This is a genomic window from Pseudoalteromonas sp. SG43-8, from assembly GCF_014164245.1.
Lineage (GTDB): Bacteria > Pseudomonadota > Gammaproteobacteria > Enterobacterales > Alteromonadaceae > Pseudoalteromonas > Pseudoalteromonas distincta.
Window position 1 is genome coordinate 1,027,309 of sequence record NZ_JACJEX010000001.1, and the last position, 25,819, is coordinate 1,053,127.

The 25,819-nt window shown below is 39.9% G+C and carries 20 protein-coding genes; 8 read left to right on the forward strand and 12 right to left on the reverse strand.

Annotated elements, in window-relative coordinates; all coding sequences use genetic code 11:
- The first annotated feature begins 8 nt into the window (after positions 1-8).
- From trpD to trpA, 4 genes are read left to right on the forward strand one after another with little or no spacing between them, the layout of a single operon-like run.
- Positions 9-1,046 (forward strand): anthranilate phosphoribosyltransferase, encoded by a 1,038-nt coding sequence (gene trpD, locus H5122_RS04635; protein ID WP_182681409.1) that lies wholly within the window; start codon positions 9-11, stop codon positions 1,044-1,046.
- On the forward strand, positions 1,039-2,403 hold the full coding sequence (gene trpCF / locus H5122_RS04640) for a bifunctional indole-3-glycerol-phosphate synthase TrpC/phosphoribosylanthranilate isomerase TrpF (RefSeq protein ID WP_182681410.1): 1,365 nt from the start codon (positions 1,039-1,041) through the stop codon (positions 2,401-2,403). The genes trpD and trpCF overlap by 8 nt, the downstream gene beginning before the upstream one ends.
- A gap of 7 nt (positions 2,404-2,410) precedes the next feature.
- Positions 2,411-3,595: a tryptophan synthase subunit beta gene (gene trpB / locus H5122_RS04645; protein ID WP_002961582.1), complete on the forward strand. Its 1,185-nt coding sequence runs from the start codon at positions 2,411-2,413 to the stop codon at positions 3,593-3,595.
- Positions 3,592-4,413, forward strand: coding sequence for a tryptophan synthase subunit alpha (trpA, locus tag H5122_RS04650; protein ID WP_182681411.1), 822 nt, complete (start codon positions 3,592-3,594; stop codon positions 4,411-4,413). Before trpB ends, trpA begins: the two co-directional genes overlap by 4 nt.
- A 64-nt stretch (positions 4,414-4,477) precedes the next feature.
- On the opposite strand, the gene H5122_RS04655 is transcribed toward trpA, so the two are convergent.
- Together H5122_RS04655 and H5122_RS04660 are read right to left on the reverse strand one after the other, a co-directional pair.
- Positions 4,478-5,056, reverse strand: a complete 579-nt coding sequence (locus tag H5122_RS04655) for a type 1 glutamine amidotransferase domain-containing protein (RefSeq protein WP_024595007.1) — start codon at positions 5,054-5,056, stop codon at positions 4,478-4,480.
- A 325-nt stretch (positions 5,057-5,381) separates the two neighbouring features.
- The gene (locus tag H5122_RS04660) at positions 5,382-5,651 is read right to left on the reverse strand and encodes an HU family DNA-binding protein (protein ID WP_182681412.1); all 270 of its coding nucleotides are present in this window, start codon (positions 5,649-5,651) and stop codon (positions 5,382-5,384) included.
- Positions 5,652-5,842: 191 nt separating this feature from the next.
- On the opposite strand from H5122_RS04660, the gene H5122_RS04665 reads away from it, so the two are divergent.
- Both H5122_RS04665 and H5122_RS04670 read left to right on the forward strand, forming a co-directional pair.
- Complete coding sequence (locus tag H5122_RS04665) at positions 5,843-6,418, forward strand: inner membrane-spanning protein YciB (protein WP_182681413.1); 576 nt, start codon at positions 5,843-5,845, stop codon at positions 6,416-6,418.
- 65 nt (positions 6,419-6,483) lie between these two features.
- The gene (locus H5122_RS04670; protein ID WP_182674247.1) at positions 6,484-7,125 is read left to right on the forward strand and encodes a CPBP family intramembrane glutamic endopeptidase; all 642 of its coding nucleotides are present in this window, start codon (positions 6,484-6,486) and stop codon (positions 7,123-7,125) included.
- Positions 7,126-7,258: 133 nt separating this feature from the next.
- Here the strand turns inward: H5122_RS04670 and H5122_RS04675 are convergent, their stop codons facing one another.
- The 8 genes from H5122_RS04675 to H5122_RS04710 form a co-directional block, all read right to left on the reverse strand.
- Positions 7,259-9,139 carry a hypothetical protein gene (locus H5122_RS04675; protein WP_182681414.1) on the reverse strand — a complete coding sequence of 627 codons (1,881 nt, stop codon included), beginning with the start codon at positions 9,137-9,139 and terminating at the stop codon, positions 7,259-7,261.
- A 9-nt stretch (positions 9,140-9,148) separates the two neighbouring features.
- Positions 9,149-10,240: a hypothetical protein gene (locus tag H5122_RS04680; RefSeq protein ID WP_039489982.1), complete on the reverse strand. Its 1,092-nt coding sequence runs from the start codon at positions 10,238-10,240 to the stop codon at positions 9,149-9,151.
- Positions 10,241-10,302: 62 nt separating this feature from the next.
- On the reverse strand, positions 10,303-13,341 hold the full coding sequence (locus H5122_RS04685) for a hypothetical protein (RefSeq protein WP_182681415.1): 3,039 nt from the start codon (positions 13,339-13,341) through the stop codon (positions 10,303-10,305).
- A gap of 501 nt (positions 13,342-13,842) precedes the next feature.
- Positions 13,843-15,009, reverse strand: a complete 1,167-nt coding sequence (gene prpF, locus H5122_RS04690; RefSeq protein WP_182681416.1) for a 2-methylaconitate cis-trans isomerase PrpF — start codon at positions 15,007-15,009, stop codon at positions 13,843-13,845.
- A gap of 11 nt (positions 15,010-15,020) precedes the next feature.
- On the reverse strand, positions 15,021-17,630 hold the full coding sequence (gene acnD, locus H5122_RS04695) for a Fe/S-dependent 2-methylisocitrate dehydratase AcnD (protein ID WP_182681417.1): 2,610 nt from the start codon (positions 17,628-17,630) through the stop codon (positions 15,021-15,023).
- A gap of 129 nt (positions 17,631-17,759) precedes the next feature.
- Positions 17,760-18,884, reverse strand: coding sequence for a 2-methylcitrate synthase (gene prpC / locus H5122_RS04700; RefSeq protein ID WP_182681418.1), 1,125 nt, complete (start codon positions 18,882-18,884; stop codon positions 17,760-17,762).
- 49 nt (positions 18,885-18,933) lie between these two features.
- A complete protein-coding gene (gene prpB, locus H5122_RS04705; protein WP_182681419.1) occupies positions 18,934-19,812 on the reverse strand; it encodes a methylisocitrate lyase in 879 nt (292 codons plus the stop codon).
- A gap of 118 nt (positions 19,813-19,930) precedes the next feature.
- On the reverse strand, positions 19,931-20,623 hold the full coding sequence (locus H5122_RS04710; RefSeq protein WP_002962362.1) for a GntR family transcriptional regulator: 693 nt from the start codon (positions 20,621-20,623) through the stop codon (positions 19,931-19,933).
- A 265-nt stretch (positions 20,624-20,888) separates the two neighbouring features.
- On the opposite strand from H5122_RS04710, the gene rsmF reads away from it, so the two are divergent.
- On the forward strand, positions 20,889-22,340 hold the full coding sequence (rsmF, locus tag H5122_RS04715) for a 16S rRNA (cytosine(1407)-C(5))-methyltransferase RsmF (protein ID WP_182681420.1): 1,452 nt from the start codon (positions 20,889-20,891) through the stop codon (positions 22,338-22,340).
- Positions 22,341-22,409: 69 nt separating this feature from the next.
- A complete protein-coding gene (locus H5122_RS04720) occupies positions 22,410-23,504 on the forward strand; it encodes an acyltransferase (protein ID WP_182681421.1) in 1,095 nt (364 codons plus the stop codon).
- Positions 23,505-24,387: 883 nt separating this feature from the next.
- On the opposite strand, the gene H5122_RS04725 is transcribed toward H5122_RS04720, so the two are convergent.
- The gene (locus H5122_RS04725) at positions 24,388-25,089 is read right to left on the reverse strand and encodes a VpsP family polysaccharide biosynthesis protein (RefSeq protein ID WP_182681422.1); all 702 of its coding nucleotides are present in this window, start codon (positions 25,087-25,089) and stop codon (positions 24,388-24,390) included.
- Positions 25,082-25,810, reverse strand: a complete 729-nt coding sequence (locus H5122_RS04730; protein WP_182681423.1) for a tyrosine-protein phosphatase — start codon at positions 25,808-25,810, stop codon at positions 25,082-25,084. The genes H5122_RS04725 and H5122_RS04730 overlap by 8 nt, the downstream gene beginning before the upstream one ends.
- Positions 25,811-25,819 lie beyond the last annotated feature (9 nt).

Below are 25,819 nucleotides of genomic sequence, written 5' to 3' on the forward strand. Positions count from 1 at the left end.
AGGACATTATGAGTACACAACCAGAACAACCCATAAATGTTCAACACGCTATTGAACAACTAATTACAGGGCAATCATTAAGCTACGCAGGCGCCAAAGCACTGTTTGATGAAATAATGCAAGGTAACATGAGCGAGATTGAGCTAACCGCCCTACTAATAAGCCTTAAAATTAAAGGCGAAGTAAGCGATGAAATAGCAGGTGCTGCAGCCTCAATGCGCGAAAACGCAGTTGCTTTTACTACCAGCAGTACACAACTTGCTGATAGCTGTGGCACTGGCGGCGATGGCTCAAACACAATTAACATAAGCACAACAGCAGCCATAGTTGCCGCTGCTACCGGCATTAACATGGTAAAACATGGTAATCGCAGTGTATCGAGTAATTCAGGCTCTGCCGACTTACTAAAAGCGTTGGGCATTAATATAGATATGAGCCCAGAGCAGGCAGCAAAATGCCTTGAGCAAACCAATTTTACCTTTTTATTTGCACCGCACTATCACAGTGGCGTACGCCATGCGATGGGCGTGCGTACAGCGCTTAAAACACGCACTATTTTTAATATTTTAGGCCCGCTTGCTAACCCAGCAGCACCTGATGTGCAATTGTTAGGTGTGTATAACGAAGCGTTATGTATGCCAATGGCACAAACACTTAAAACCCTTGGCACAAAGCGCGCTATGATTGTTCACGGCTCGGGCACTGACGAAATAGCTCTACACGGCCCAACAACGGTAGTTGAGCTAAATAATGGCGAGATTACGCAGTACACGCTAAACCCAAGCGACTTTGACCTTGCAAACTATTCACTTGAACAACTCGCTGGTGAAGGCCCACAATACAACGCAAATGCTAGCCTTGCCATCTTACACGGCAAAGGCACAGATGCACATAATGCTGCCATTGTGGTTAACGTAGCTGCCCTTTTATACCTAACAGGTAAAGCAGAAACGTTAAAAGAAGGGGCAAAGCAAGTACAAACATTATTAAGTTCAGGGCAAGCCATGAACACACTAAATGCAATTATTGAGGTAAGTAATGGCTAATGTATTAGACAAAATTGTTGCTGATAAAAAATTAGAACTCATTGAGCGTAAATCCGCACGCCCGCTTGAAAGCTTTAAGCACCTTGCAGTGCCTACAAGCCGTAGCTTTTACAAAGCATTAGCCGCCCCAGGCACACAGTTTATTTTAGAATGTAAAAAAGCATCGCCTTCAAAAGGGCTAATTAGAGAGCCATTTGATTTAACCGAAATCACATCGGTTTATAAAAAATACGCTACCTGCATGAGCGTGTTAACTGATGCTAAATATTTTCAAGGCAGTTTTGATTACCTCGAATTTGTGCGCAGCCAAGTAGAACAACCGCTTATCTGTAAAGACTTTTTTATAGATGAGTACCAAGTATATATGGCGCGTATTTACGGCGGTGACGCTATATTACTGATGCTTTCAGTACTCGATGACGAAAGCTATAAGGCACTGCACGCTGTTGCCGATTCTCTGAATATGTCGGTACTCACCGAAGTAAGTAATGAAGAAGAAGTACACCGTGCACTTGCGCTTGATGCACAAATTATTGGTATTAATAACCGTGATTTACGCGATTTAAGCACCGATTTAGCCACTACCGAAAAACTACGCAAACTGATTCCGGCTGATAAAGTGGTTATTTCGGAGTCGGGTATTTACACCCATCAAGACGTAAAACGTTTAGCCCCATTATGCGATGGTTTTTTAATTGGCAGCTCACTTATGGGCGAGCGTGATTTAGAGCAAGCATGTCGCCGTGTTATTTTAGGTGACAATAAAGTATGTGGTTTAACGCGTAGCCAAGATGCACAAGCGGCATATCAAAACGGTGCTATTTACGGTGGTTTAATTTTTCATCCTAAATCGCCACGCTATGTTGATTTAGATTGCGCAAAAGAGCTTAGCCAAAGTGCCCCGCTTAATTTTGTGGGTGTGTTTGTAGATGCCCCAATTGATCAAGTTGCTCAATACGCAAGTGTGCTAAAATTGGCGGCAGTTCAATTACATGGTCAAGAAAGTGACGATTACATCGCTCAGTTGCGTACACAGTTACCTACCGGTTGCGAGATTTGGAAAGCCCAAGCAATAAAAGATGCATTGCCAACGCCTGTAAATGGCGTTGACCGACACCTTTACGATACACACAGCGATACACAAACTGGCGGTACAGGTAAAGCATTTGATTGGTCGGTGCTTCATGATGCAACCACTCCGTTTATGCTCGCTGGAGGCTTAAATCCAGACAATATTAAAGATGCGCTTTTTAAAGGTGCCTTAGGCCTTGATTTAAACTCAGGCGTTGAAGAATCTGCGGGTAAAAAGTGCCCTAACAAATTACATAATGCTTTTACAAGCATCAGAAATTATTGAGGTTAAAATGCAAAATCCAGCTTATTTTGGCGAGTTTGGCGGTATGTTTGTACCCGAGTTACTTGTCCCTGCGCTTAAGCAGTTAGAAAACGAATTTAACAAAGCACAAAAAGATCCTGAGTTTCAGGCTGAGCTAAGTAAATTATTAAACGAGTATGCGGGTCGTCCTACCCCACTTACTTTAACGCGCAATTTAGTTAAAAACCCAAAAGTAAAACTGTATCTAAAGCGTGAAGACTTATTACACGGCGGCGCACATAAAACCAACCAAGTACTTGGCCAAGCGTTACTTACTAAGCGTATGGGTAAAAAACAAGTGATTGCTGAAACAGGTGCCGGTCAACACGGCGTTGCAACAGCGCTTGCATGTGCATTACTGGGTTTAAAATGTCGAATTTATATGGGCGCAAAAGACGTTGAACGTCAGCAACCAAACGTATTTAGAATGAAGTTAATGGGCGCAGAGGTTATTCCGGTAACAGCGGGTTCTGGCACATTAAAAGATGCAGTAAATGAAGCTCTGCGTGACTGGTCAGCTAATTATCAAGACGCGCACTACCTACTAGGCACAGCAGCGGGCCCTCACCCATTCCCAACAATTGTACGTGAGTATCAAAAAGTTATTGGTGAAGAAGCTAAACAACAAGTACTTAAAGCCGAAGGTCGTTTACCTGACGCTGTAATTGCCTGTGTTGGTGGTGGTTCAAACGCAATTGGTATGTTCACCGACTTTATTGACGAGCCAGGCGTTAAATTAATTGGTGTTGAGCCTGCTGGTAAAGGGCTTGATACAAATGAGCACGGTGCAACAATTTGTAAGGGCACTAAAGGTATATTACACGGTACTTACACGTACATTATGCAAAACGACGATGGCCAAATTGAAGAGTCTTACTCTGTATCAGCGGGTCTTGATTATCCTGCGGTTGGTCCTCAGCACGCATTTTTACACGAAACCGGTCGAGCGCAATACGTGGGTATCACAGATACAGAAGCGCTTGATGCGTTTCAATCACTTGCTAAAAACGAAGGGATCATTCCGGCGCTTGAATCAAGCCATGCGCTTGCTTATGCACTTAAGTATGCAGAAGAGCAAACCGAGGAAAGCGTTTTAGTTATTAATTTAAGTGGTCGTGGCGATAAAGATTTAGCACACGTTCACAATGTACTATCTGAAAGAGGTCAGCTATGAGCCAAGTAAAAACGGATCGTTACGGTAAAATGTTTGCAGCGCTTAACGAGCAAAAACAAGGTGCGTTTGTACCATTTGTAACAATTGGCGACCCAGGTAAAGAGCAAAGTGTTGCGATTATTAAAAGCTTAATTGATGGCGGCGCAGATGCACTTGAGCTTGGTATTCCGTTTTCTGATCCGATTGCGGATGGCCCTGTAATTCAAAAAGCAAATATTCGGGCACTTGATGTGCACATTAACACGCAAGATTGCTTTGATGTTATTAAAGAGATACGCGAGTATAACGCCGATATTCCAATTGGATTATTGCTTTACTCAAACCTTGTTTTTAAGCGCGGCATAGAAGCATTTTATAAAGATGCAAAAGCGGTAGGTGTAGACTCTATTTTAGTGGCTGACGTGCCTCTGCATGAATCTAAAATATTTAGAAAGTCAGCAATGGATAACGGTGTAGACCCAATTTTTATTGCCACACCTAATGCAGATGACGACACTCTTCGCCAATGCGCCTCTTACGGTCGTGGTTATACGTATTTACTATCGCGCGCTGGTGTTACCGGTACCGATACAAAAGCACAAATGCCAGCGGGTAATATTGTTACTAAATTAAAAGAATACCATGCAGCTCCTGCTCTTTTAGGATTTGGTATTTCAATGCCAGATGATGTAAAAGCGGCACTTAATGCAGGCGCAGCAGGTGCTATTTCAGGCTCTGCTGTAGTTAAAATTATTGAAGCTAACCTTAACGATTTAGACGCAATGACAACGCAGTTAAAAGCATTTGTTAGTGAAATGAAAGCCGCAACCGCATTATAAAAAGTGTAAATTTACGCATTAAAAAAGGGCAATTAAATGCCCTTTTTTGTTTTTTAAAAGCAAATTAGTGAGCTTGGTGTTTACCCTCTAAAATCTCTTCAATAAATTTAGCATTAAATGCTTCTAAATCAGCTGGGCTTCGGCTTGTTACCAAACCTTGGTCTACACATACTTCTTGATCGACCCAATTAGCACCTGCATTAATTAAATCGCTTTTAATACTAGGAAAAGAAGTAATAGTACGGTCGCGCAATTTATTAATTTCAGCTAACAACCACGGTGCGTGGCAAATAGCAGCAACGGGTTTGTTTTTTTCTGCGCCAAAAAAGCCATCAATAAATGCTTTAGCATCTTTATCTTGGCGTAAACTGTCTGGATTAAATAAACCACCAGGAAGCATAAGCGCGTCGTAATCAGCAGGATCTGCGTTTGTAACTAGTTTATCTACTGTTACTTTATCGCCCCACTTGTCTTCATCCCAGCCAGTAATTTGGCCTTCTTTAATTGATACTATTTCGATGTTTGCACCAGCATCAAGTAATGCGCTGCGTGGAGATAAAAGCTCACTTTGCTCAAATCCATCAGTGGCTAAAATTGCGATTTTTTTGCCTTGTAAACGTGTGCTTGTTTGTAATGTACTCATTGAGATCTCCTTATTTTCTTAAAAGGTATATTTAAAATACACAATCAAAAAAGCACGATGCGTGCCGATAACAAGCAATTGAAAATAAAGGAGTTAATTTAAGTAGGATTTATAATGCCATGTAAATCATTTAGAAGGGATGAAAAAACTACATAGATCAGACATAGCTTTGCTACTTGGTGATTTAAATACAGAAACTTCGCTTCTCGCGTGAGCAAGCTCAACGCCTACAACTAACGCTCGGCATTATGTTTATTTTTGTAGACGCACAACTTGTTGGCGTGATGGGCAAAGCTCAGTCAACGACCAAGCTAAGTAGTGCTATTTAAAGCAGGTCTTTTAACGCTTTAGCCGGTTTAAAAACCGCTTTATTTGCGCCTTCTATTTCAATTGCAGCCCCTGTTTGTGGGTTACGCCCAGTACGCGCTGGGTAATAACTTAGTGCAAAGGTACCAAAGCCATTAATTTGAACTTGATCGCCCTCAGAAAGCGATTTAGTAATGACTTTTTGCAAGCTTGAAAGTGCCGCTTGAGAATCTTTTTTTGTTAATTCACTTTTTTGTGAAATGGCAGCAACGAGTTCTGCTTTATTCATTTTAGGCTCCTAAATACACGCCAAATCAGTGTTGGTTAAGCGTGGGAATATGATGATATAAAAAATACCAAACCAAATTGGTAATAAAGCCACGCAGGCTAAGGGTTACAGGGCAACAAGTCAACCTTGTAGTTGCTAAGCTTTATGTGGTAAAAAGCCTTTGACTCTTTTTTGTATAATTTAGGTAGTATATGCACGCATTAATTGAATACATTCCACTCATACTGTTTTTTGCAGTGTTTAAACTCGTCGATATTTATTGGGCTACCGGTTTATTAATGGCCACTACGCTTATTCAAGTTGCTTATAGCTACTTTAAACATGGAAATGTGCCTACTCGTCATTGGATATTTTTTGCCATTGCTGCCGTGTTCGGTACGTTAACGCTGGTACTTCATGATGAGCAATACATTAAATGGAAAGCAACACTCATATATGCAGGTTTAAGTTTAACGCTACTTGTTAGCCGTTATGTACTTAATAAAAATCTCGTTAAAAAAGCGCTTAGCTCAATCCTCGAAAACGCTAATGATACAAAGCAAGCCATTGTTGTCCCAGAACCATTATGGGATAAGCTTAATTTAATGTGGGTTGTAATTACTTCTGGCATCGCAGCACTAAACATTTATATTGCATATAATTTTTCGCTCGACTTTTGGGTTAACTTTAAAGTATTTGGTTTAATGGGTATTACCTTTGTAAGTATTTTTGCCACCATTATTGCCTTGTACAAATACCTCCCTGATGAAGAAGAACCTGCAAAGTAAGCCCCTCGTCATAAAAGTGTCGTCTTAGCTTGTTAGCTTATTAAAAAAAGCAAGTTGAGACGACCTTGAACGCTAATCAATACCGCTGGTTTGAATTTACCCTCATTTTTATATTGCTGCCCTTGTTGGGTTTTGGATTACGCGAGCATTTAGCTAATTGGCTTATCCCTGCGCTTATTATACTTATGAGTGTGTGTTGTATGTTGCTACTAGGCGATCCCCATTTTAAACGGTTTAGACTCACAAGCCTTGGGCAATTTTCTGCTGTTAAAAGGCGTGTGTTTAGCTTCTTTTTTTTAGGTGCGCTGTTCTCAGGCATGTTTTACGGGATTATTCATCAAGGCAACTGGTTTACCCTTCCCCGTAACTCATTTAATGGTTGGCTTTTACTATTGGTGCTGTATCCAATACTGTCGGTTATTCCTCAAGAATTAATATTCCGAACGTATTTTTTTCATCGTTATAAACGCATCATGCCGAAAAAAGCAGTGCGTATTGTAGTCAGTGCGAGTGTATTTGCGCTGGCGCATATTGTGTATGCCAATTGGATTGCAGTAGCCTTAGCCTTTTTGGGCGGTTTACTGTTTGCGTATACCTACGCACAAAGCCGCTCAACGGTCGTGTGTGTTATTGAACACAGCTTATGGGGGCTATGGATGTTTACACTCGGGATTGGCAGCTACCTCGATTCAGGCGCATTTAACTAATATAACAAACATTAAAAAATCCGATATCAGAAACTAATATCGGATTTTGAATAGCTATAAAAACACTTCACTCATCGCAAAAAGCGCTGAGCTGTAAGGCATATGCTGAGTTTTTAATTATTTAATCTAATGGTTAAAATAACGACTCAAACTCACCATTTGGAAATAAAACACCAGGAATACCACGTACCGCAGTAACATCAGCTAGTTTAGTATCACCAAAATATAAACCGCCACTGTAATTACGGCCCTTTTGCTTTACATCTAACCAACGTCCATTTTCGCCTTTCGCTATTAGATTAATGTTGCCACTAACATCACGAATACGTAAATCTAACGCGCGATTTTGTATGCTAACAAATATATCTGTAGAGGTAAGTTCTGATAAGTTTTCCACATCGCCTACGTACGCAAATTTAAAATCGCTTGCACCACTCAATGGAAAATCTAATTCAAAAGTGAATGCTAAATCGTCATTATCTTCACCAACAAAAGGCGAAGCCTCTACTGCTGTGATATGAAATGCAGTGTTTTGAATGTCGCTTACGTAATCACCATTAAAATCAAAAGTAGATAACGTGGTTGACTCCTCACCTAGTGAATTAACAAAACGATTTAAGTTTACTGATAAATCACCTTCGAGTTTACCCGCTGCTTTATTAATAATTACGTTGGTGGTTACCTGTGTAATACCCGTATCGGCTTCTGGGTTTAATTCACTTTGAGCATCTATGCCATCAAACTCAATCAGCAACTCACTTACATCCACACTTAATACCGTAGTACCATTTGTGACCGTTGCGCTCATTACACCTTCGATTTTATTACCTAATACACCACTTACTCTGAAAGTTGGAATTGATAAATCAATGGTTATAGGTAACTCATCATATGTGCCAGTAATAGCCCAAGTATAAGGTGATTGGTTGTAATCAATATCTAAATCACGAAGCTTATATTGCCCTGATGGTGTAGAGCCATCAGCTAGTGGTGAATAATTTGTGATAACTTCGTTTAAAGCATTACTAAGTGCATCAAGGGTTCTTTGTGTATCTTCATCAAACGCACCTTCAAGCTCAGTAAATTTTGCGTCTAATTCATCTGAATAGCTTTTTTCTTGAAGTCTTGCAACACCAATTATATTTCGCGTATCAACAAGTAACTCTCTTGAGTCTAAGCTTTGCACTTCTGCTGAGCGAGCCTGCCAATTTGCAAATGTAGTTACACTTGCAATCGTTTGCTTAACTTGACCAGCTACATTTTTCAGCAAAGCATTACCTTGGTCGCTAAATAAGTTGTCTGTAACATACTGCGCTGCTAAGTCGCTGTAATCTTGCCATGCTTGCTGGTCAGTCTCCAAGTTAGTAAATGTATTAAAAGCACTTTCAACACTAAACGAACTATCAGCAACACCAGCTAAAATTGCCGCGTAGGTGAAGGCATTTGTCACCATTTCTGCTTCAACACTTGCATTTAAATTACTGTGCGTTAAATGATAAAAAGGCGTGGCTGATAAACTCGCCTGTGTAGCACTAAAGCCTTCTTCTGTAATTGCTTTGCTCAATGGTGATAAATAAACCTTATTTACACCCGGTGCACTAAATGCATCCGCTTTGTAATTAAGAGTAACGGCTGTCAATTCTTGGTAATCGATTAACCGGTTTGCGTTTAAGTCATTTACATCACCACGCACAGTTCTGCCACACCCTGTAAATCGCGGACAAGGTAGAGTGGTATCGCTAGGTATAAACTCAAAACTATTAAAAGTAAGTGGAGTTACACTTACACTCGCAGTATTGATGTTTTCGACTTCAATTGATTCTTGCACCACCCCATCGCTATCTAAAACATTAAGCGTGCCCTGTGGTGATTGCCAATTAGATACATAAAAACTCACAGAAGAAGATGTAGTAATTTCACTCACTGCAACAGATTCAGAACTGTCACTGTCTGATGAAGAACCACAACCTGCCAATGCAATAGCGACCCCTAAAGGTATAATTTGTTTTAACATCTTCATTCCTTAAAACTTAATGTTCACGTACCAATTCACATTCGCATAATAGGCTTTATCTAAATCTAGGCTATCAGTTTGTAAATTAAGACCAAAATATTCGTTTTCTATACCAACTAAAAATGCTTCGCTTTTTGTTTCGTAGCCTGCTTGTACTCGCCAATGATCCCAAAAGTGAATACGGCCTTTTAATTGGCTAAACGTGTCTTTATCGTAACGTTTTAAAGTTAACTGAGTCGAAAACCGATCGTTTATTCTGTAATCGGCAAATGCTTGTAGTCGCATTTCCATTTCGAAATCATGAGATACCGTATTTCCAAATGCAGATGTTTTTAATGAAACTGTTGGCTGAGTAATAATATCGCCGTTATCATCTTCGCTAAATGGAATTTCAGTAGTTTGACCCTTTACAGAGCCACTGTCTTCGTACTGAGTTTTATAGAGCAAATCTTTTACGCTAAAACCAACTTTAAGCTCGTCATTTACTTGCCAATCGGCAAAAATATCTAGGCTATAGCCTAGCCCTTCAGGCTTTTGTGAAGGTGTAAATTCTTTAAATAAAATATCTTTTGAAAAGTTGTAATCGACAGTTACAGCACCTTCAACTTCATCACTAAAAATTTCACCATTTACTGTCGCATCTTGATAGTGTGAGCTGGCAAAAACAGAAAGCTTAGGTGTTATTGTTAATGCATTTTTATCTAAAAATTTAAAATCATAAGATACAAATACACCATTAGACGTTGCTTGTTTAGCATCGAGGTAATAAGTATAAAATCTATCTTCAAACTCTAAGTCATTCTTTTCGGTATGAGTATATTTTGCTGTATCAGGATCAAAGTTAAGAACATAGTCATAACGACTTTGTAAACCCACTTTAAAATTACCGTAGCCAACACCCACTTCAAAAATATTATAGGTAAATGCACTGTCACCCGATTTTAATGGTGCATCAAAATCATCTACAAAGGCTTGTACTGGTTGTGCTTCAGTATAAATTTCTGCGTCAAAATGAGTAAATATTTGAAATTGGTTATCTGCGGAAGCAAGAGGAGAAATAAAAGCTGTTGAAAATCCTAACAAGAGAATTTTTTTTTTCATAATTTAATCGCTTTCTATAAAAAAAGGGAAAAGCGCTGCTTTCCCCTTTTATAGTTTAAATATTACTTAGATGAATCAATTAAATCAACATCAGTGTAAGGCACTACATCACCATCGATGTAAGTGATAGATACACCGTTAGTAACTTTAGAAGCAGTACCAAATGACATCATTTCGCCATTGTACATAGCTTTAACATCACCAGTGTAACCTGTAGATTCCATACCAGTTAGAGACAATGTGTAACCCATTGCTGCGTCACCTTTAACCATAACTTCTAATGTACTTTCATCTTCATCACCACTACTGTCAACCATACCCATTACTTTAAAGTCTAAGTCGCCAGACATACCTTCAAGTGTAATACTTGAAGAATCTGATTCTTCAGTTGCAGTAAGGTTTAGCATACCAGTGAAACCAGAATCACCGTCCATAATTTCAACGTGGTTCCAAGCTTCAGTGTTAACGATTTCAGCGTCATCAACTGTGTCAGCATTTACTGCACCATCAAATGTGAATATTAAACATGAATCAATTTGCGTAGGATCAATAATCGTACCGTCAGCAAACAGTTCACACTCTTCTAGAGCTGCAGTACGGCTTTCACCCGTAACAAGTGACACAGTTGCGTCATTTTCACCCATTAATGTAGCGCCCCAAGCAACAACTAATTGCTCGCCTTGGTAAGAAGCTGAAGCACTGATCATTTCACCGGTAGTTTCGTTTTCTAATTCTAAAACTAACGCATCTAAGTCATAGTTATATGACCAATCAGGTTGACGAGTAGAAGTACCTTCACCTGAGTTACCCATTTCAGCTAGTTCATCAATTACGTCAGCAAGAACGTCTGCTGCATCGATAACCGCTTGACCGCCAGTATTAGTAAGCACAGTCATAGTCGATAATGACTCTGATGTAGCTTTAACAGAAGTTAGTACTTCAAGTTTAGCAACCGCCGCTTCAGCAACAAGTTGTAGATTATAAGCTGTTACAAATTGCTCGCTAGCTAGTTCACCTTGAGCTACAGCAGCTGTTTGCATAGCTGTAAGCGCATCAATCATTGCTTGTGCGCCTTCGCCTTCAAGGTCTAGGTAAGCATTAGCAGCAACAAGTGCTTGCTCAATAGCAATTTCAAGTGCATCAACAGCAGCAGCAAAATCAGACGCAGCAGTAACAGCAGTCATTGCAAGCTCAAGAGCTTCCGTTGCGTTTGCGGCTGTATCTACCATTGCACCTTCTGCGTTAGCAAGTGCGCTTGTAGAAGCTGCTTCAGCTGTGTCTGCTGCTGATTTTTTCTCATCAGCAACGTCGGCAGTGTTTTCAGCAACTAGTTTTGCAGCAGCAAGAGCAATATCAAACGTTTCAATCGCTGCTTCTGCTTCTGCTACTAGTGCAGCTAATGCAGCGTCGTATGCAACTGTGTCAGTTACAGCAACACCTGCATCTGTTTGTAAAGACGTTGCAGAATCAAGAATCTGTTGGTAATCAGAGCTTTGAGTAACTAACGCTTTTGCAGCAGTTACATAACCTTGTGATTTAACAAAAATAGAACCCGCTTTAGCTGTTAAACCAGCAGTAGCAGCTTCATTTTTCAGTAATGTAACAGCGCTTACAAATGCAGCTGCGTTATCAGCTGTAAGAGCATCGCCACCCATTGCTTGAACATCAGCAAGTGAACTTTGAGCTGTTTCAATATCCATTTCTAATGCAGTAAGTGCAGTCTGTGAAGCTGTAACTTCTACTGTTAATGCAGCTGCTAGAGCTGTATAAAAATCATCTCCAACTGTACACTCTGCACCAGTACAACCAATTACTTCTAGTGCTTTTTTAACTTTTACTGCAGCGGCTGCAAGGCCGGCATCAGTTGCTGCACCATTTTTAACAGCTTTGTCTTTCGCTGCTTTTGCTTTTTTAGCAATACCTACTGAATTAGCGGCAAACGCATCAATTTGTGCTTGTGTTGCATTAGGGTTGTTAGCAGAGAATGCCGCTTTTAAAGCGTTTTCAATTGCAGTTTCATCACCCGTTGCTACAGCAACAAAAATATTTGCAGTATTTGTAATTGCTGTTTGTAACATTGTAGCTATTGCAGCAATGTCAGCGTCAGTATTACCTTTAAACTGGCCTGATTTAATACCAGCTTTAATGCTGCTCATTACATCACCAATTGAAGGTAAACCTTGAATTGAAGATGAAAGCTGTGCAATTGCTAAAATACCGTCAGTAAGTTCTTCTTCGCCATCAACATTACTTAAATCTACAGCGCCGCCGTTAGATAAATCGCCAATAATAGCAGAAAGTAAAAGTGCTGCGTCTTGACCCATTACTTGTACAACAGTGTTTAAGCTAGCTGTAGCAATAGCGTCTTCATCTACACTTGAACCTGAGTCAAGAAGAAGACCCGCCACTAACGATGTTAAAAAAGTAACATTAGCTTTATAAGAACCTAAAACATTATCGTCGCCAGCTGCTCCGCTCGCTCCAGATGTATCTGCTTCAACAGCTGGAATAAACTTAACAACTGAAAGCTCTAGGTCAGTTTTGTACCATTCGCCAAACTCAATATCAATATCGCCATCATTTTCGTCGTCAACTTCTGGCGCTTCATCGTAAGTGCCACAACCTACGTAAGCATCACAACGTAAAAAGCTATCATCGCCTTCTTCAGACGTTTTAACAGTAATGTAAACAGGTCCAGTAAAATCATCATCTAGGTAGATGCTGTAACGACCGTTTTCATCAGTTAGCACTTCAGGGTTAGCGGCAATTTTACTTGCTTCTACCGCTGCATCTGCAGCATCTTGTGATAGTGCTTCTTCAGTAAAAGACTCAGCCTCTGCTGAGGCAGCTGAGCGAAATGCAACAGGAACGCTTTGACCAGATGCATCTAAAGTCATTACAGTTACTACTGCACTTTTCATTGAACCTTTAACTGCTTTACCTGTTACTTCAATGTTAAATTGTGCATCGCCCGTTGCAGTAAAAGATTCTACAGGTGCAACAGGAATATTTCTGTCGTTATCAGAACCACATGCTGTTAAGCCTAATGTAAGTGCAACTGAAGCTGCAATAGGTGTAAATTTGATCGTACGCTTTACCATTTATTTCTCCTTGATAGCCTGGAATGAGTATCAGAAATTAGTTTAGTTGATAGTGATTTATGTAAGCTTTTATATTCTAAAAGCATCAAAAAAGTACACAATCATAACTTTTGTTACTAGAACATTAAAAATACCATTAAGCTATATAGTTATGCTACATATTTATACGTTTTATAGAAGTATTTATCTTTATTCTATGAGCTACTTCTTTATCAGCATCTCTATTATTCAATAACCTATAGACACTCATAAAGAACCAGCACATATTGATACAATATATTCACTTTATTAAATGAATATTACATACAATCTAGTTTGTTAATTATATTCTTCAAGTAAATGCGGTGGATGAGAGCTAAAAAAGACGATAATTCGAAAAATTAATGAAAAAGGATTATTTCTAACGAGTGTGAGTAGGTTTTACTTTAGCTAAGCAAACGTTTATAAAATTTGTTTGCTTAACTAAAATAAATGTTTAGTTGCGCTTAACTTCACCAGTGATTAGTAAGGGACTCTTACAACCCCTTCCATTAATACACGTGCACTTCGGCTCATACTTGCTTTGGTAACTAGCCAGTTGCCAGCATTATTTTTAGCCTCAGCACCTACTTTTAGCGTGCCCGACGGGTGACCAAAGTTAACTTCACTCAATGCGCCGCCACCAGCGGCTATATTTACGAGTGTGCCTTCAATAGCCGCAGCCGTACCAATAGCTACAGCCGCTGTGCCCATCATGGCGTGGTGCAGTTTACCCATCGACATAGCACGTACTAATAAGTTGATATTGGCAGCCTCAATCATTTTACCGCTAGACGCTTTGTAATCTAAAGGCGCTGCAACAAACGCAACCTTTGGCGTATGTTGGCGAGCCTGTGCTTCACTAATATTAGTGATTAAGCCCATTTTAACAGCGCCATAAGCACGAATGGTTTCAAGCTTTTTAAGCGCTGCAACATCGTTATTTATATCGTCTTGCAGCTCTGTGCCGGTATAACCAATATCAGCGGCGTTGATAAATACAGTAGGAATACCTGCATTTATCATTGTTGCTTTTAAAATGCCAACACCTGGAACCTCTAAGTCATCAACTACGTTGCCTGTTGGAAATAACGCGCCATCGCCATCGGCGGGGTCGATAAATTCAAGTTTTACTTCAGCTGCAGCAAATGTAACGCCATCGAGCTCAAAGTCGCCGGTTTCTTGTACTTCGCCATTGGTCATAGGGACATGCACTAATATGCTTTTTTTAATATTAGCCTGCCACACGCGCACAATAGCAACACCGTTATTAGGTACTCGGTTTTTATCGACCAAACCATTACTAATGGCAAAAGCCCCCACTGCTGACGTTAAGTTACCGCAGTTACCGCTCCAATCCACAAAAGGTTTATCTATAGCCACTTGACCAAACAAGTAATCAACATCGTGGTCGGCTTGCTCACTTTTACTTAGGATTACGGTTTTACTAGTGCTTGATGTAGCGCCGCCCATTCCATCCGTTTGTTTGGCATACGGATCGGGGCTGCCAATAACACGCAGTAATAAATTATCGCGCGCCTCGCCTGCTACTTGAGCAGGCGTTGGCAAATCAGTTAAATTAAAAAATACACCTTTACTGGTGCCGCCACGCATATAAGTTGCAGGCACTTTAATTTGCGGTTTAAACATAGTGTTTGCCCTTATGCAGATTGCGCTGCTTCTAAAAAGTCTTGAGCAAAGCGTTGTAACACACCACCAGCTGCGTAAATAGAAAGCTCTTCTTGGGTATCTATACGGCACTTCATAGGCACAGTAAGCACTTCACCATCTTTACGGGTAATACTTAAATTAACGGTGGCGCCTGGTTTTACATCGCCCGTTACATCGTACGTTTCACTGCCATCCAGCTTTAGGGTTTTACGCGTTGTGCCTGCTTTAAATTCAAGCGGTAAAACCCCCATACCAATTAAGTTAGTACGGTGAATACGCTCAAAGCCCTCAGCTGCTATTACTTCAACGCCTGCAAGTCTTACCCCTTTTGCAGCCCAATCGCGCGACGAACCTTGACCGTAATCGGCACCGGCTACGATAATAAGCGGCTGTTTACGCTCCATGTAGGCTTCGATTGCTTCCCACATACGGGTATTAGTGCCTTGTGGCTCTAGGCGAGCGTAAGAACCTTGTTTAACGTCGCCGTTTTCGTCCAGTACCATTTCATTAAGTAGTTTTGGGTTTGCAAAGGTTGCGCGCTGCGCTGTTAAATGATCGCCCCGGTGCGTTGCGTACGAGTTATAGTCTTCCTCTGGGACGTTCATTTTGGTTAAGTATTCGCCAGCAGCACTACTTGCCATAATCGCGTTTGATGGCGATAAATGATCCGTTGTAATGTTATCGCCAAGTACTGCAAGCGCGCGCATACCGGTCATAGTGCGCTCACCCGCAAGTGCACCTTCCCAATAAGGAGGGCGACGAATGTAGGTGCTTTCTGGGCGCCAATCGTAAAGTGGGTCGTTATCTTCACCGTAATCTACGGTTAAATTAAACATAGGCTCGTATACTTTTCTAAATTGCTCTGGCTTAACGCTTTGCTTAATAACTGCATCAATCTCCTCATCAGATGGCCATAAATCTTTAAGCGTAATATCGTTGCCTTGTTGATCTTGCCCTAGTATCCCTTTTTCAATATCAAAGCGAATAGTACCTGCAATAGCGTACGCAACAACTAAAGGAGGTGACGCTAAAAATGCTTGCTTAGCATAAGGATGAATACGCCCATCAAAGTTACGATTGCCCGAAAGCACCGCGGTAGTGTATAAATCGCGTTCGATTACTTCTTTTTGAATAACAGGGTCAAGCGCCCCGCTCATACCGTTACAGGTAGTACACGCAAAACCAACAATGCCAAAGCCAAGTTGCTCAAGCTCTGTTAGTAGGTTTGCATCTTCAAGGTATGATTGCACCGCTTTTGAACCTGGTGCTAATGAAGTTTTAACCCAAGGTTTACGCATTAACCCCTTAGCATTTGCGTTACGGGCAAGGAGTGCTGCAGCAATTACATTGCGTGGATTACTGGTATTGGTACAACTAGTAATAGCCGCAATAATACATGCGCCGTCTGGCATTAAGCCTTCTTCATTTTCAACAACGCCCGAAATACCTTCTTTAGCTAAATCGCTTGTCGATACACGGCGGTGCGGATTAGATGGACCGGCAATATTGCGCCCCACGCTTGATAAATCAAACTTAAGTACACGTTCGTATTTTGCGGTTTTTAAGCTATCGCTCCAAAGGCCTGCTGTTTTTGCGTAGTTTTCTACAAGGGCAATTTGTTCTTCTTCACGCCCTGTTAAACGCAAATAATCTATTGTTTTATCGTCGATATAAAACATGGCTGCAGTTGCGCCAAATTCAGGTGTCATGTTTGAAATGGTTGCTCTGTCGCCAAGAGTAAGCGCATCAGCACCTTCACCGTAAAACTCTAAATAAGTAGATACAACACGTTGCTCACGTAAAAATTCAGTAATAGCCAGTACAATATCGGTCGCGGTAATACCGGGTTGGCGCTTACCTGTTAGTTCTACACCGACAATATCAGGTAAGCGAATATAAGAAGCACGGCCAAGCATAACACTTTCAGCTTCAAGCCCGCCTACACCCACAGCAATAACGCCCAGCGCATCAACATGTGGCGTGTGGCTGTCGGTACCAACTAGTGTATCTGGGAATGCAATGCCATCTCGGTTTTGAATAACCGGCGACATTTTTTCAAGATTAATTTGATGCATAATGCCGTTACCCGGTGGGATCACGTCAATATTTTTAAACGCAGTTTTAGTCCAGTTTATAAAATGAAAACGATCATCATTGCGTCTGTCTTCAATGGCGCGGTTTTTTTCAAATGCGTCAGGATCAAAACCGGCATGCTCTACCGCCAGTGAATGATCCACTATTAACTGCGTAGGTACTACCGGATTCACTTTTGCTGGGTCACCGCCTTTGGCTGCAATTGCATCACGCAAACCTGCTAAATCAACAAGTGCCGTTTGGCCTAAAATATCGTGGCATACTACGCGCGCGGGATACCACGGGAAATCTAAATCTTGCTTGCGCTCAATTAGCTGGTTAAGTGCATCGGTTAACATGGCAGGGTCGCATCTGCGTACTAGGTTTTCGGCAAATACACGTGATGAATAAGGTAGTGTGGCGTATGCACCTGGCTTAATTGCATCTACGGCTTCTTGCGTATCGTAGTAGTCGACATTTGAGCCCGGTAAAGGTTTACGGTATTGGGTGTTATTAATTATGGTCATGGTAAGGGTTCGCTAATTTGGTGACGGTGTTTGCTCACAGCTAGCGTGCTTAATAAAAAGTTTGAGAAAAACTGCTCGCTAGTGGCTATGTGCAATAAAAAAGTGAGCACATGCGTGCTCACTCATTTTTTAACGTGACTCTATTGGTGTGTAACTACGTGCATCAGGGCCTGTGTAATCGGCACTTGGGCGAATAATACGGTTGTTAGCGCGTTGCTCTTTTACATGTGCTGTCCAGCCCGTAACACGGCTCATTACAAATATTGGCGTAAATAACTTAGTCGGAATATCCATAAAGTGATAAGCAGACGCATGGAAAAAATCGGCATTACAAAACAGTTTTTTCTCGCGCCACATAATTTCTTCACAACGAACAGAAACAGGGTAAAGTACGGTATCGCCCACCTCTGCCGCTAGTTTTTCAGACCACTTTTTAATAATTACATTACGCGGATCAGACTCGCGATAAATAGCATGACCAAAACCCATTATTTTGTCTTTACGTTCAAGCATGCCCATAATTTCTTTCTCAGCATGTTCAGCGCTTGTAAAGCCTTGAATCATATCCATTGCCGCTTCGTTAGCACCACCATGTAATGGACCACGCAGCGTACCAATCGCACCAGTTACGCAAGAATGAATATCAGAAAGCGTTGATGCACACACACGCCCTGTAAAAGTAGAGGCGTTAAACTCGTGCTCTGCGTACAAAATTAGTGATACATTCATTACCTGTGCAAACAATTCACTAGGTGCTTTGTCGTGTAATAAATTTAAAAAATGTGCGCCAACTGAGTCGTCATCAGTTTGTGTTTCAATGCGAACGCCATCGTGTGTAAAGCGGTACCAGTAACAAATAATACTTGGGAACACAGCAACCATACGGTCGATTGCATCATTAGCTTGGCTAAAATCATTTTCCATTTCAAGGTTACCCAACATTGAGCAACCCGTGCGCATTACATCCATTGGGTGCGCGTCTTTAGGAATGTTTTCAAGCACGGTTTTAAGCGCATCAGGTAAGCCGCGTAAACTTTTTAGTTTTGCTTTATATTCTGCCAATTCGCTTGTGGTTGGTAACTCACCGCGTGAAAGTAAAAAAGACACTTCTTCAAACTGCGCTTTTTCGGCAAGTTCGCTAATATCGTAACCACAATACGTTAAACCAGAACCACTTTGTCCAACAGTACACAATGCTGTTTGACCAGCCACTTGTCCGCGTAAACCCGCGCCGCCTAATGCTTTATCTACCATGATCTTCTCCTATCTTAAATTTGTGTGTGATTTTATTTTTTAATAATTATTATTTGTCAGATTTTGATGAAAAAAGTGTGTCGAGTGTGTTCTCGTACGTGTGGTAATCTAAAAAGTCGTAAAGCTCAGAACGCGTTTGCATATTTTCAATTTGGCTTTGTTGCGAGCCTTCATTTAAAATTGCTGAATACACGTTTAATGCTGCTTTGTTCATGGCTCTAAATGCACTGAGTGGGTAAAGCACCATTTCAACACCTACATCACTTAGCTGCTCTTTTGTGTAAATTGGTGTTTGGCCAAATTCAGTAATGTTTGCCAAAATTGGTACATTAATCGCTTTTGCAAATGCTTGGTAATCAGCAAGGTCGTTTACGGCTTCTGCAAAAATAGCGTCAGCACCGGCTTCAACACAGGCAGCTGCACGGTCTATCGCGGCGTTTAAACCTTCTTTTTGAAATGCATCGGTACGGGCCATAATATAAAAGTCGCTATCGGTTTTTGCATCAACCGCCGCTTTAATGCGGTCAACCATTTCACCTTGGCTTACAATTTCTTTATTAGGGCGATGACCACAGCGCTTTTGCGCTACTTGGTCTTCTATATGAAAACCCGCCGCACCCGCTTTAGTCATTTCTTTTACTGTGCGTGCAATGTTAAACGCCCCACCCCAACCGGTATCGGCATCAACAAGTAGTGGTAAATCGCTCGCACCAGTAATACGACGAATATCTTCAAGCACGTTATCAAGGCTTGTCATACCCAAATCAGGCATACCAAACGAGGCGTTTGCAACACCTGCACCTGAGAGGTAAATAGCTTGGTGACCCATTTTTTCTGCCATCATCGCTGTGTAGGCGTTAATAGTACCTACTACTTGTAACGGGCGGTTATTGGCAATAGCGTGTTTAAATTTTAATCCTGCTGACATTACTTTCTCCTCACTTTGAACGGTTGCTACGTGGAGTAACTTATAGTTTTAATCTGTAATTGTGACTGTTTGACTGCTTTTGCTAGCTTTTAACTTTTAACTTTTAACTTTTAACAGCTTATGCTTTTTGCTTAGCTAATAAGTCGAATTTGGTTTGAATATTTGCTTGCGATGCGCTTATGTGGCGCTTCATAAGCATTTCGGCCAGTTCGCCGTCGTGGTTTTCAATGGCGTTAATAATAGCTAAATGCTCATCAAACGCTTTTGATACACGCGGCCCCACCATGCCCATTTGTACACGGTACATGCGTATTAATTGATAGAGCTCATTACACAGTAAATGAATTAAATGCGCGTTTTTACTGCCTTGAATAATACGGTAATGAAAATCTAAATCGCCGGCTTCTTGATAGTAAGACTCGCCCTCTTTAACACGTTGTGTTTGTAGGTGCTGATTAAGTAATTGCTTTAAGCCTTTTACTTCTTCGGGTTCCATATTGTCGGCAGCAAGCCTACATGCCAAGCCTTCAAGTGAGCTGCGAACTTGATAAACTTCAATCAAACGCTCAGCGGTAAGGGCAACTACTCGGCAACCTACATTAGCTTTACGCTCAACAAGGTAGCAACTTTCTAGACGATTTAATGCCTCTCTAAGCGTTGCACGGCTTACACCATAACGTTTGGCAAGCTCAGGCTCTGATATTTTACTGCCTTGAACTATGCTCCCTTCAACAATCTCACGGCGCATATCTACAAATACTTGATCTGATGCGGTAGTTATAGGCGCTTCGTTTAAAAATGTGTGTGTCATAAGTTATTTTTTAGATTGTCGACAATTGATGTGGTTACTATGGGCTTATTAAAAAATCATGTCAACCCTTAAATCTATCAAAATAGCTAAAAAACACGCCTATTGTCGACACTATTAATCTAAAGTCGCATAAAAATGGTTTTAAAATAGACTAAAACAGTGAAGTGTCGACAGTGCAATAAATCAGATATTACGTTTTTTAGCGCTGAAAACCCCTAATATAAATGCTATTATCGCGCTTTATTTTTATAGTATGAGCTAACGCGTGAACGCCAACACTTTTATTCCTGAGCACTTTATTGATGACGTAAAAACCTATTTACCAGCGCATCTAAACTTAGATGACTTTTTAAATGCTTGTCGCAGACCGCTCAGAAAATCTATCCGCGTTAATACATTAAAAATTAGCATTGAAGAATTTATAAAACGTGCAACTGAAAAAAATTGGCTGCTAACCCCAATCCCATGGTGCAGTGAAGGCTTTTGGTTAGAGCGCCCAAGCAATGAAGAGCAAAACCTAGCCCTTGGTAATACCGACTTACATTTAAGCGGGGCTATGTACGTGCAAGAAGCAAGCTCAATGCTGCCCCCTATAGCATTAAAGCAAAGCATTGAACTCGCAGGCTCTCAAAGTAGCACCGTGCTTGATATGGCATCAGCGCCGGGTTCTAAAACATCGCAGCTAGCTGCACTTATGAATAACCAAGGCGTGCTTGTTGCAAATGAGCTATCGTCATCTCGTTTAAAGGTACTCAGCGCAACGCTCAAACGTATGGGGGTTGGTAACTGTGCGCTCTCACACTTTGATGGCATTATATTTGGCAACTACATGTTTGAATGCTTTGACAACATATTGCTAGACGCGCCCTGCTCTGGCGAAGGCACGGTACGTAAAGACGCCGACGCACTAAAAAATTGGTCAATAGAATCAAACATACAAATAGCCCAAGTGCAAAAAGACTTAATTAAAAGCGCGTTTTACGCATTAAAGCCAGGTGGCACATTAGTATATTCAACCTGCACACTTACTCCACTCGAAAACCAGCAAGTGTGCGATTATTTGCTCAGTGAATTTGGCGACTATATAGAGCCTGAGTCACTAAGTGATTTATTTGAAGGTGCAAGTAAAGCCACAACTACTGAAGGCTATTTGCATGTATGGCCGCAAACGTTCGATAGCGAAGGCTTTTTTATTGCAAAATTTAAAAAGCGCGCAAGCTGTAATAATCCAAATCAAACAGTTAAAAAAGGTGCATTCCCGTTTAACGAGTTTGATAAAAAGCAAAGTGCCGCATTTATGCAATCACTTAAAAAGCATTTTGGGTTAACTAACCTGCCTGGCAGCCTAATGCAGCGTGATAAAGAACTGTGGTTATTTCCTGAGGGATTTGAGGCCGTGCAAAATAAAATTAAATATGCACGCTTAGGTATTCAAATTGGCATCATCCATAAAAACGGCGTAAGACTAACGCACGAGTTTGCAACCGTATTTGGCAATGAGTGTAAAAACAATGTATTTGCTTTAAATAATGAGCAAGCAAATGATTATTTTCAAGGTAAAGATATACGCTTAACTAAAGCAACTCAAACAATAGGTGAAGTAGTATTAACACTGTGTGGTTGCCCTATTGGGCTGGGTAAATGGCAAAAAAATAAGATCAAAAATTCACTACCACGAGATCTCGTGCAGAATACACAATTAATAAGCTGGGTTTAGAGCAATTTTATCTTTGCTTATTATGCATCGGCTATATAATACATATACAAAAGGATTTTAGGGATAAACATGAATAAAAGATTTGAAGCTTTAGATGCGTTTAGAGGAATATGTGCAATATCTGTAGTTATATTTCATATGCATTTTATTGATTCTATAACTGAGTTAAGTTTTTTTAGAGGCAGTGCTATATTTGTAGAGTTTTTCTTTATATTGAGTGGATTTGTTCTAGCCCATGGATATGGCTCTCGCGAAGGACTTAAATTTAAAACATTCATAAAAGCACGCTTCTTTCGCATTTACCCCCTTCACCTGTTTATGCTAATTGTGTTCTTAGTCTTGGAAGGAGGAAAATTATTGGCTTATGAGTTTGGTGGGCTTTCATTTAACAGTTTACCGTTCACTAATGACTTTGCACCAAATGAAATAATACCTAACTTATTATTAATCCAATCATGGTCCTCATACACTAACCCACTGAGCTTTAACTACCCATCATGGAGTATTAGCATTGAATTTTATATGTATTCGTTATTATTTTGTTCAATTGTTTTTTTTAAAAAACAAAAAAAATCTGTATGGCTTTTAGTTTCAGCAATTGCTTTTATTCTTTTATATTTCAAATCCGACTTTTTAGTAGAAAGCGTATTAAAAGGCCTTTCTTGCTTTTTTGGTGGTGCATTCACTTACGTGATTTATAAAAAACTATCTCATTTAAAACCATCATTTTTAATTGCGACTCTCATAGAAACTTCATTATTAATTTTAATCGTGCTGGTGGTGAACAATAAATTCGAATATAAACCTCTAGCCGCTCCACTGCTGTTCTTCGCAACCGTTTTATTTTTTGCATTTGAAGTTGGGCTTTGTTCAAAAATTCTAAAACTAAGGCTTTTTCAGTTTACTGGCAAGCTTTCTTATTCTATATATATGACCCATGCTGCAATATTATTTTGCGTGACTTCTCTTGGAGTAATACTTGAAAAGATACTTAGTCAAGAGATAGCACCAATGATTGAAACACAAAGATACTTAAATTTTGGGGGAGCTATAGTTAATAATATCTCTATATTTATAACATTAATTACAATCATTTTTATATCACACATTACATATAACTATATTGAACTTAAAGGCTTGTCTTTAAACAAAAAACGATGGTAATGATTACATAATAAACATTATGATTCAGCCATTTATCATTAATAATAAATAAATGTTTTTTATAGTGAGCATAACTAAACTACTTGGCTATACTTTAAGAACTTTCTTCTCCCTTGTAGAACCAAGAAAGTGTTTTAGTTAACGCTAGGCTCAATCTAGAGTCAATTTATAGCCCAGATGTTTTTAACCTCTGGGCAATTTTTTACGCCGTATAATAACAATTCAGCTTTTACCAATAAAACAAATATTCACAAAGAGGATTTGAGACGCTGCGCTTTTAGAGAAGTGATAAATCAGTTAGTTGAATAGATCACTTGGTGTCTACTCATTTACTCCTCATAAACTTCTCTTTGTGCAATTGTTTATTCAGATTTAACTTTAACGTGAACCTGCTTCACGATTACAAGTAAACACAAAACTCTTGTAGAGATAAAGTACGAGCTGCTTGCTGCTGTTTAATACAACGCTTTTACCAATAAGACAAGTATTCACAAAGAGGTTATGAGACGCTGCGCTTTTAGAGAAGGGATAAATCAGTTAGTTGAATAGATCACTTGGTGTCTGCTCATTCATCCTAATTAACTTCTCTTTGTGCAATTGTTTTTTCAGATTTAACTTTAACGTGAACCTGCTTCACGATTACAAGTAAACACAAAACTCTTGTAGAGATACAGTACGAGCTGCTTGCTGCTGTTTAATACAACGCTTTTACCAATAAGACAATTATTCACAAAGAGGTTATGAGACGCTGCGCTTATAGAGAAGTGATCTATCGATTCGTGAATAGCTTACTCGGTGTCTACTCATTTACTCCTCATTCACTTCTCTTTGTGCAATTGGTTTTCACTTTAACGTAAACAAACTTAACGCATTCGAAACCTACCTAGTTACAATGTTTTTTAAACATCCAGCTAGTTCTAACTGGTTCAAAGTGAGATCCAAACTTAAGCGATAGACATAAAATAGGCAAAGCATCAACTTGCTTAGCAACATCAAAAACTTGATAAAATTTATAACCATATTTAACGGCTAAATTAAGCTCGGCAACATACAATGCTTTATACTTTGGAGGGAGTCGCTGCCAGTTCATTAGAGCTATTTGAATAATACCAAGCTGCACATCAAACTTGTACGGCCCAAATTTTTTAGCCTGCTGAATATACTCATATACTCGTTCTGTAGGTCCTTCTTGATAACTAAGTACTTTCGCCAGTGCAATCCACGTTTCTGACCATGTTTGCCTTAACTCTAATGACTTTAATAAATCTTTTTCTGCTTGTTGATAAACCAAACGCTTATTCATATTTTGGTCACTAGTTAGGGCTAGATTGAGCATTTTTACATAAGCACTTAACTGCCAGTAATGAGGCTGTGAAGGGTCTTGGCTTGTTGCAGATGTAATTGCCCTATCTGCAAGCTTTAGCTCTTCGAGAGTAATTGTGCTTTCAGTCTGCTTTAAAATATTAAGTGCATTAAAATACCATGTATTTGCACGCATACTTTGTAAGCTTTGATAACCTATTACTAATGTAATAACTGCAAGTATGGTAATTTGTGTGAGGCGGTTTGCATTTAAATTACTCATTAAACAACGACTCTGTTAGACGCTTAGGGTTAGTAAAAAATAAATCATGTCCATCATTTTGACCGATTAGCTCGCTCACTATTTGCTTAGCTTTACTTAAAATAGGCGGCCTACGCTTAACTGAATGGGCATCAGATGCAATATAAGTTACTAAACCCTTTTTTAGCATACCTATACTAATATTTTTTGCAGTTTCGCCCCATGCACCTTCAATGCTTGAAGCCGTTAATTGAAACTCACAACCTAATTGCTTCAAACGCTCAATATAAAAAGGATTTACTTGAATATCACGATTACGCTCAGGGTGAGGAATAATTACTTTTATATTTTGTTTAGCTAGCCAATTTATAAACTTATCGTAACCTTGGGGGACATGCGAATGCGGAAGTTCTAATAATAAATAATTTACTGAATTAAGCGTACCAATAAACGGGAGTTTATTACCAAGCACTAAGCTCATTAGTTCTACATCAAGCCTAACTTCAGCAGCCACAGCTAATTTAATACCAATATTATTTACTAATGCCTGTGCTTTTAAATTAGCAAGCTCGCTATACAATTGTGAGGCAAAGTTATTAAATCGCCCAATATGTATATGTGGCGTAGCAACCATATGAGTTATTCCATCATTTTGTGCAATAGTTAATAGTGCTAAAGATTCTTTTAAATCTTTAGCACCATCATCAATGCCTGGCAAAATATGGGAATGAATATCAATCATAGATTTGTA

Excerpts from the sequence above, each read along its gene's own strand:
- H5122_RS04730 (WP_182681423.1), bottom strand. The coding sequence starts at position 25,810 with ATGATTGATATTCATTCCCATATTTTGCCAGGCATTGATGATGGTGCT.
- H5122_RS04665 (WP_182681413.1), top strand. The coding sequence starts at position 5,843 with ATGCACGCATTAATTGAATACATTCCACTCATACTGTTTTTTGCAGTG.
- H5122_RS04725 (WP_182681422.1), bottom strand. The coding sequence starts at position 25,089 with ATGAGTAATTTAAATGCAAACCGCCTCACACAAATTACCATACTTGCA.
- H5122_RS04680 (WP_039489982.1), bottom strand. The coding sequence starts at position 10,240 with ATGAAAAAAAAAATTCTCTTGTTAGGATTTTCAACAGCTTTTATTTCT.
- H5122_RS04660 (WP_182681412.1), bottom strand. The coding sequence starts at position 5,651 with ATGAATAAAGCAGAACTCGTTGCTGCCATTTCACAAAAAAGTGAATTA.
- H5122_RS04675 (WP_182681414.1), bottom strand. The coding sequence starts at position 9,139 with ATGTTAAAACAAATTATACCTTTAGGGGTCGCTATTGCATTGGCAGGT.
- trpA (WP_182681411.1), top strand. The coding sequence starts at position 3,592 with ATGAGCCAAGTAAAAACGGATCGTTACGGTAAAATGTTTGCAGCGCTT.
- trpB (WP_002961582.1), top strand. The coding sequence starts at position 2,411 with ATGCAAAATCCAGCTTATTTTGGCGAGTTTGGCGGTATGTTTGTACCC.
- H5122_RS04710 (WP_002962362.1), bottom strand. The coding sequence starts at position 20,623 with ATGACACACACATTTTTAAACGAAGCGCCTATAACTACCGCATCAGAT.
- trpD (WP_182681409.1), top strand. The coding sequence starts at position 9 with ATGAGTACACAACCAGAACAACCCATAAATGTTCAACACGCTATTGAA.
- prpB (WP_182681419.1), bottom strand. The coding sequence starts at position 19,812 with ATGTCAGCAGGATTAAAATTTAAACACGCTATTGCCAATAACCGCCCG.
- acnD (WP_182681417.1), bottom strand. The coding sequence starts at position 17,630 with ATGACCATAATTAATAACACCCAATACCGTAAACCTTTACCGGGCTCA.
- H5122_RS04685 (WP_182681415.1), bottom strand. The coding sequence starts at position 13,341 with ATGGTAAAGCGTACGATCAAATTTACACCTATTGCAGCTTCAGTTGCA.
- H5122_RS04655 (WP_024595007.1), bottom strand. The coding sequence starts at position 5,056 with ATGAGTACATTACAAACAAGCACACGTTTACAAGGCAAAAAAATCGCA.
- prpF (WP_182681416.1), bottom strand. The coding sequence starts at position 15,009 with ATGTTTAAACCGCAAATTAAAGTGCCTGCAACTTATATGCGTGGCGGC.
- prpC (WP_182681418.1), bottom strand. The coding sequence starts at position 18,884 with ATGGTAGATAAAGCATTAGGCGGCGCGGGTTTACGCGGACAAGTGGCT.
- trpCF (WP_182681410.1), top strand. The coding sequence starts at position 1,039 with ATGGCTAATGTATTAGACAAAATTGTTGCTGATAAAAAATTAGAACTC.
- H5122_RS04720 (WP_182681421.1), top strand. The coding sequence starts at position 22,410 with ATGAATAAAAGATTTGAAGCTTTAGATGCGTTTAGAGGAATATGTGCA.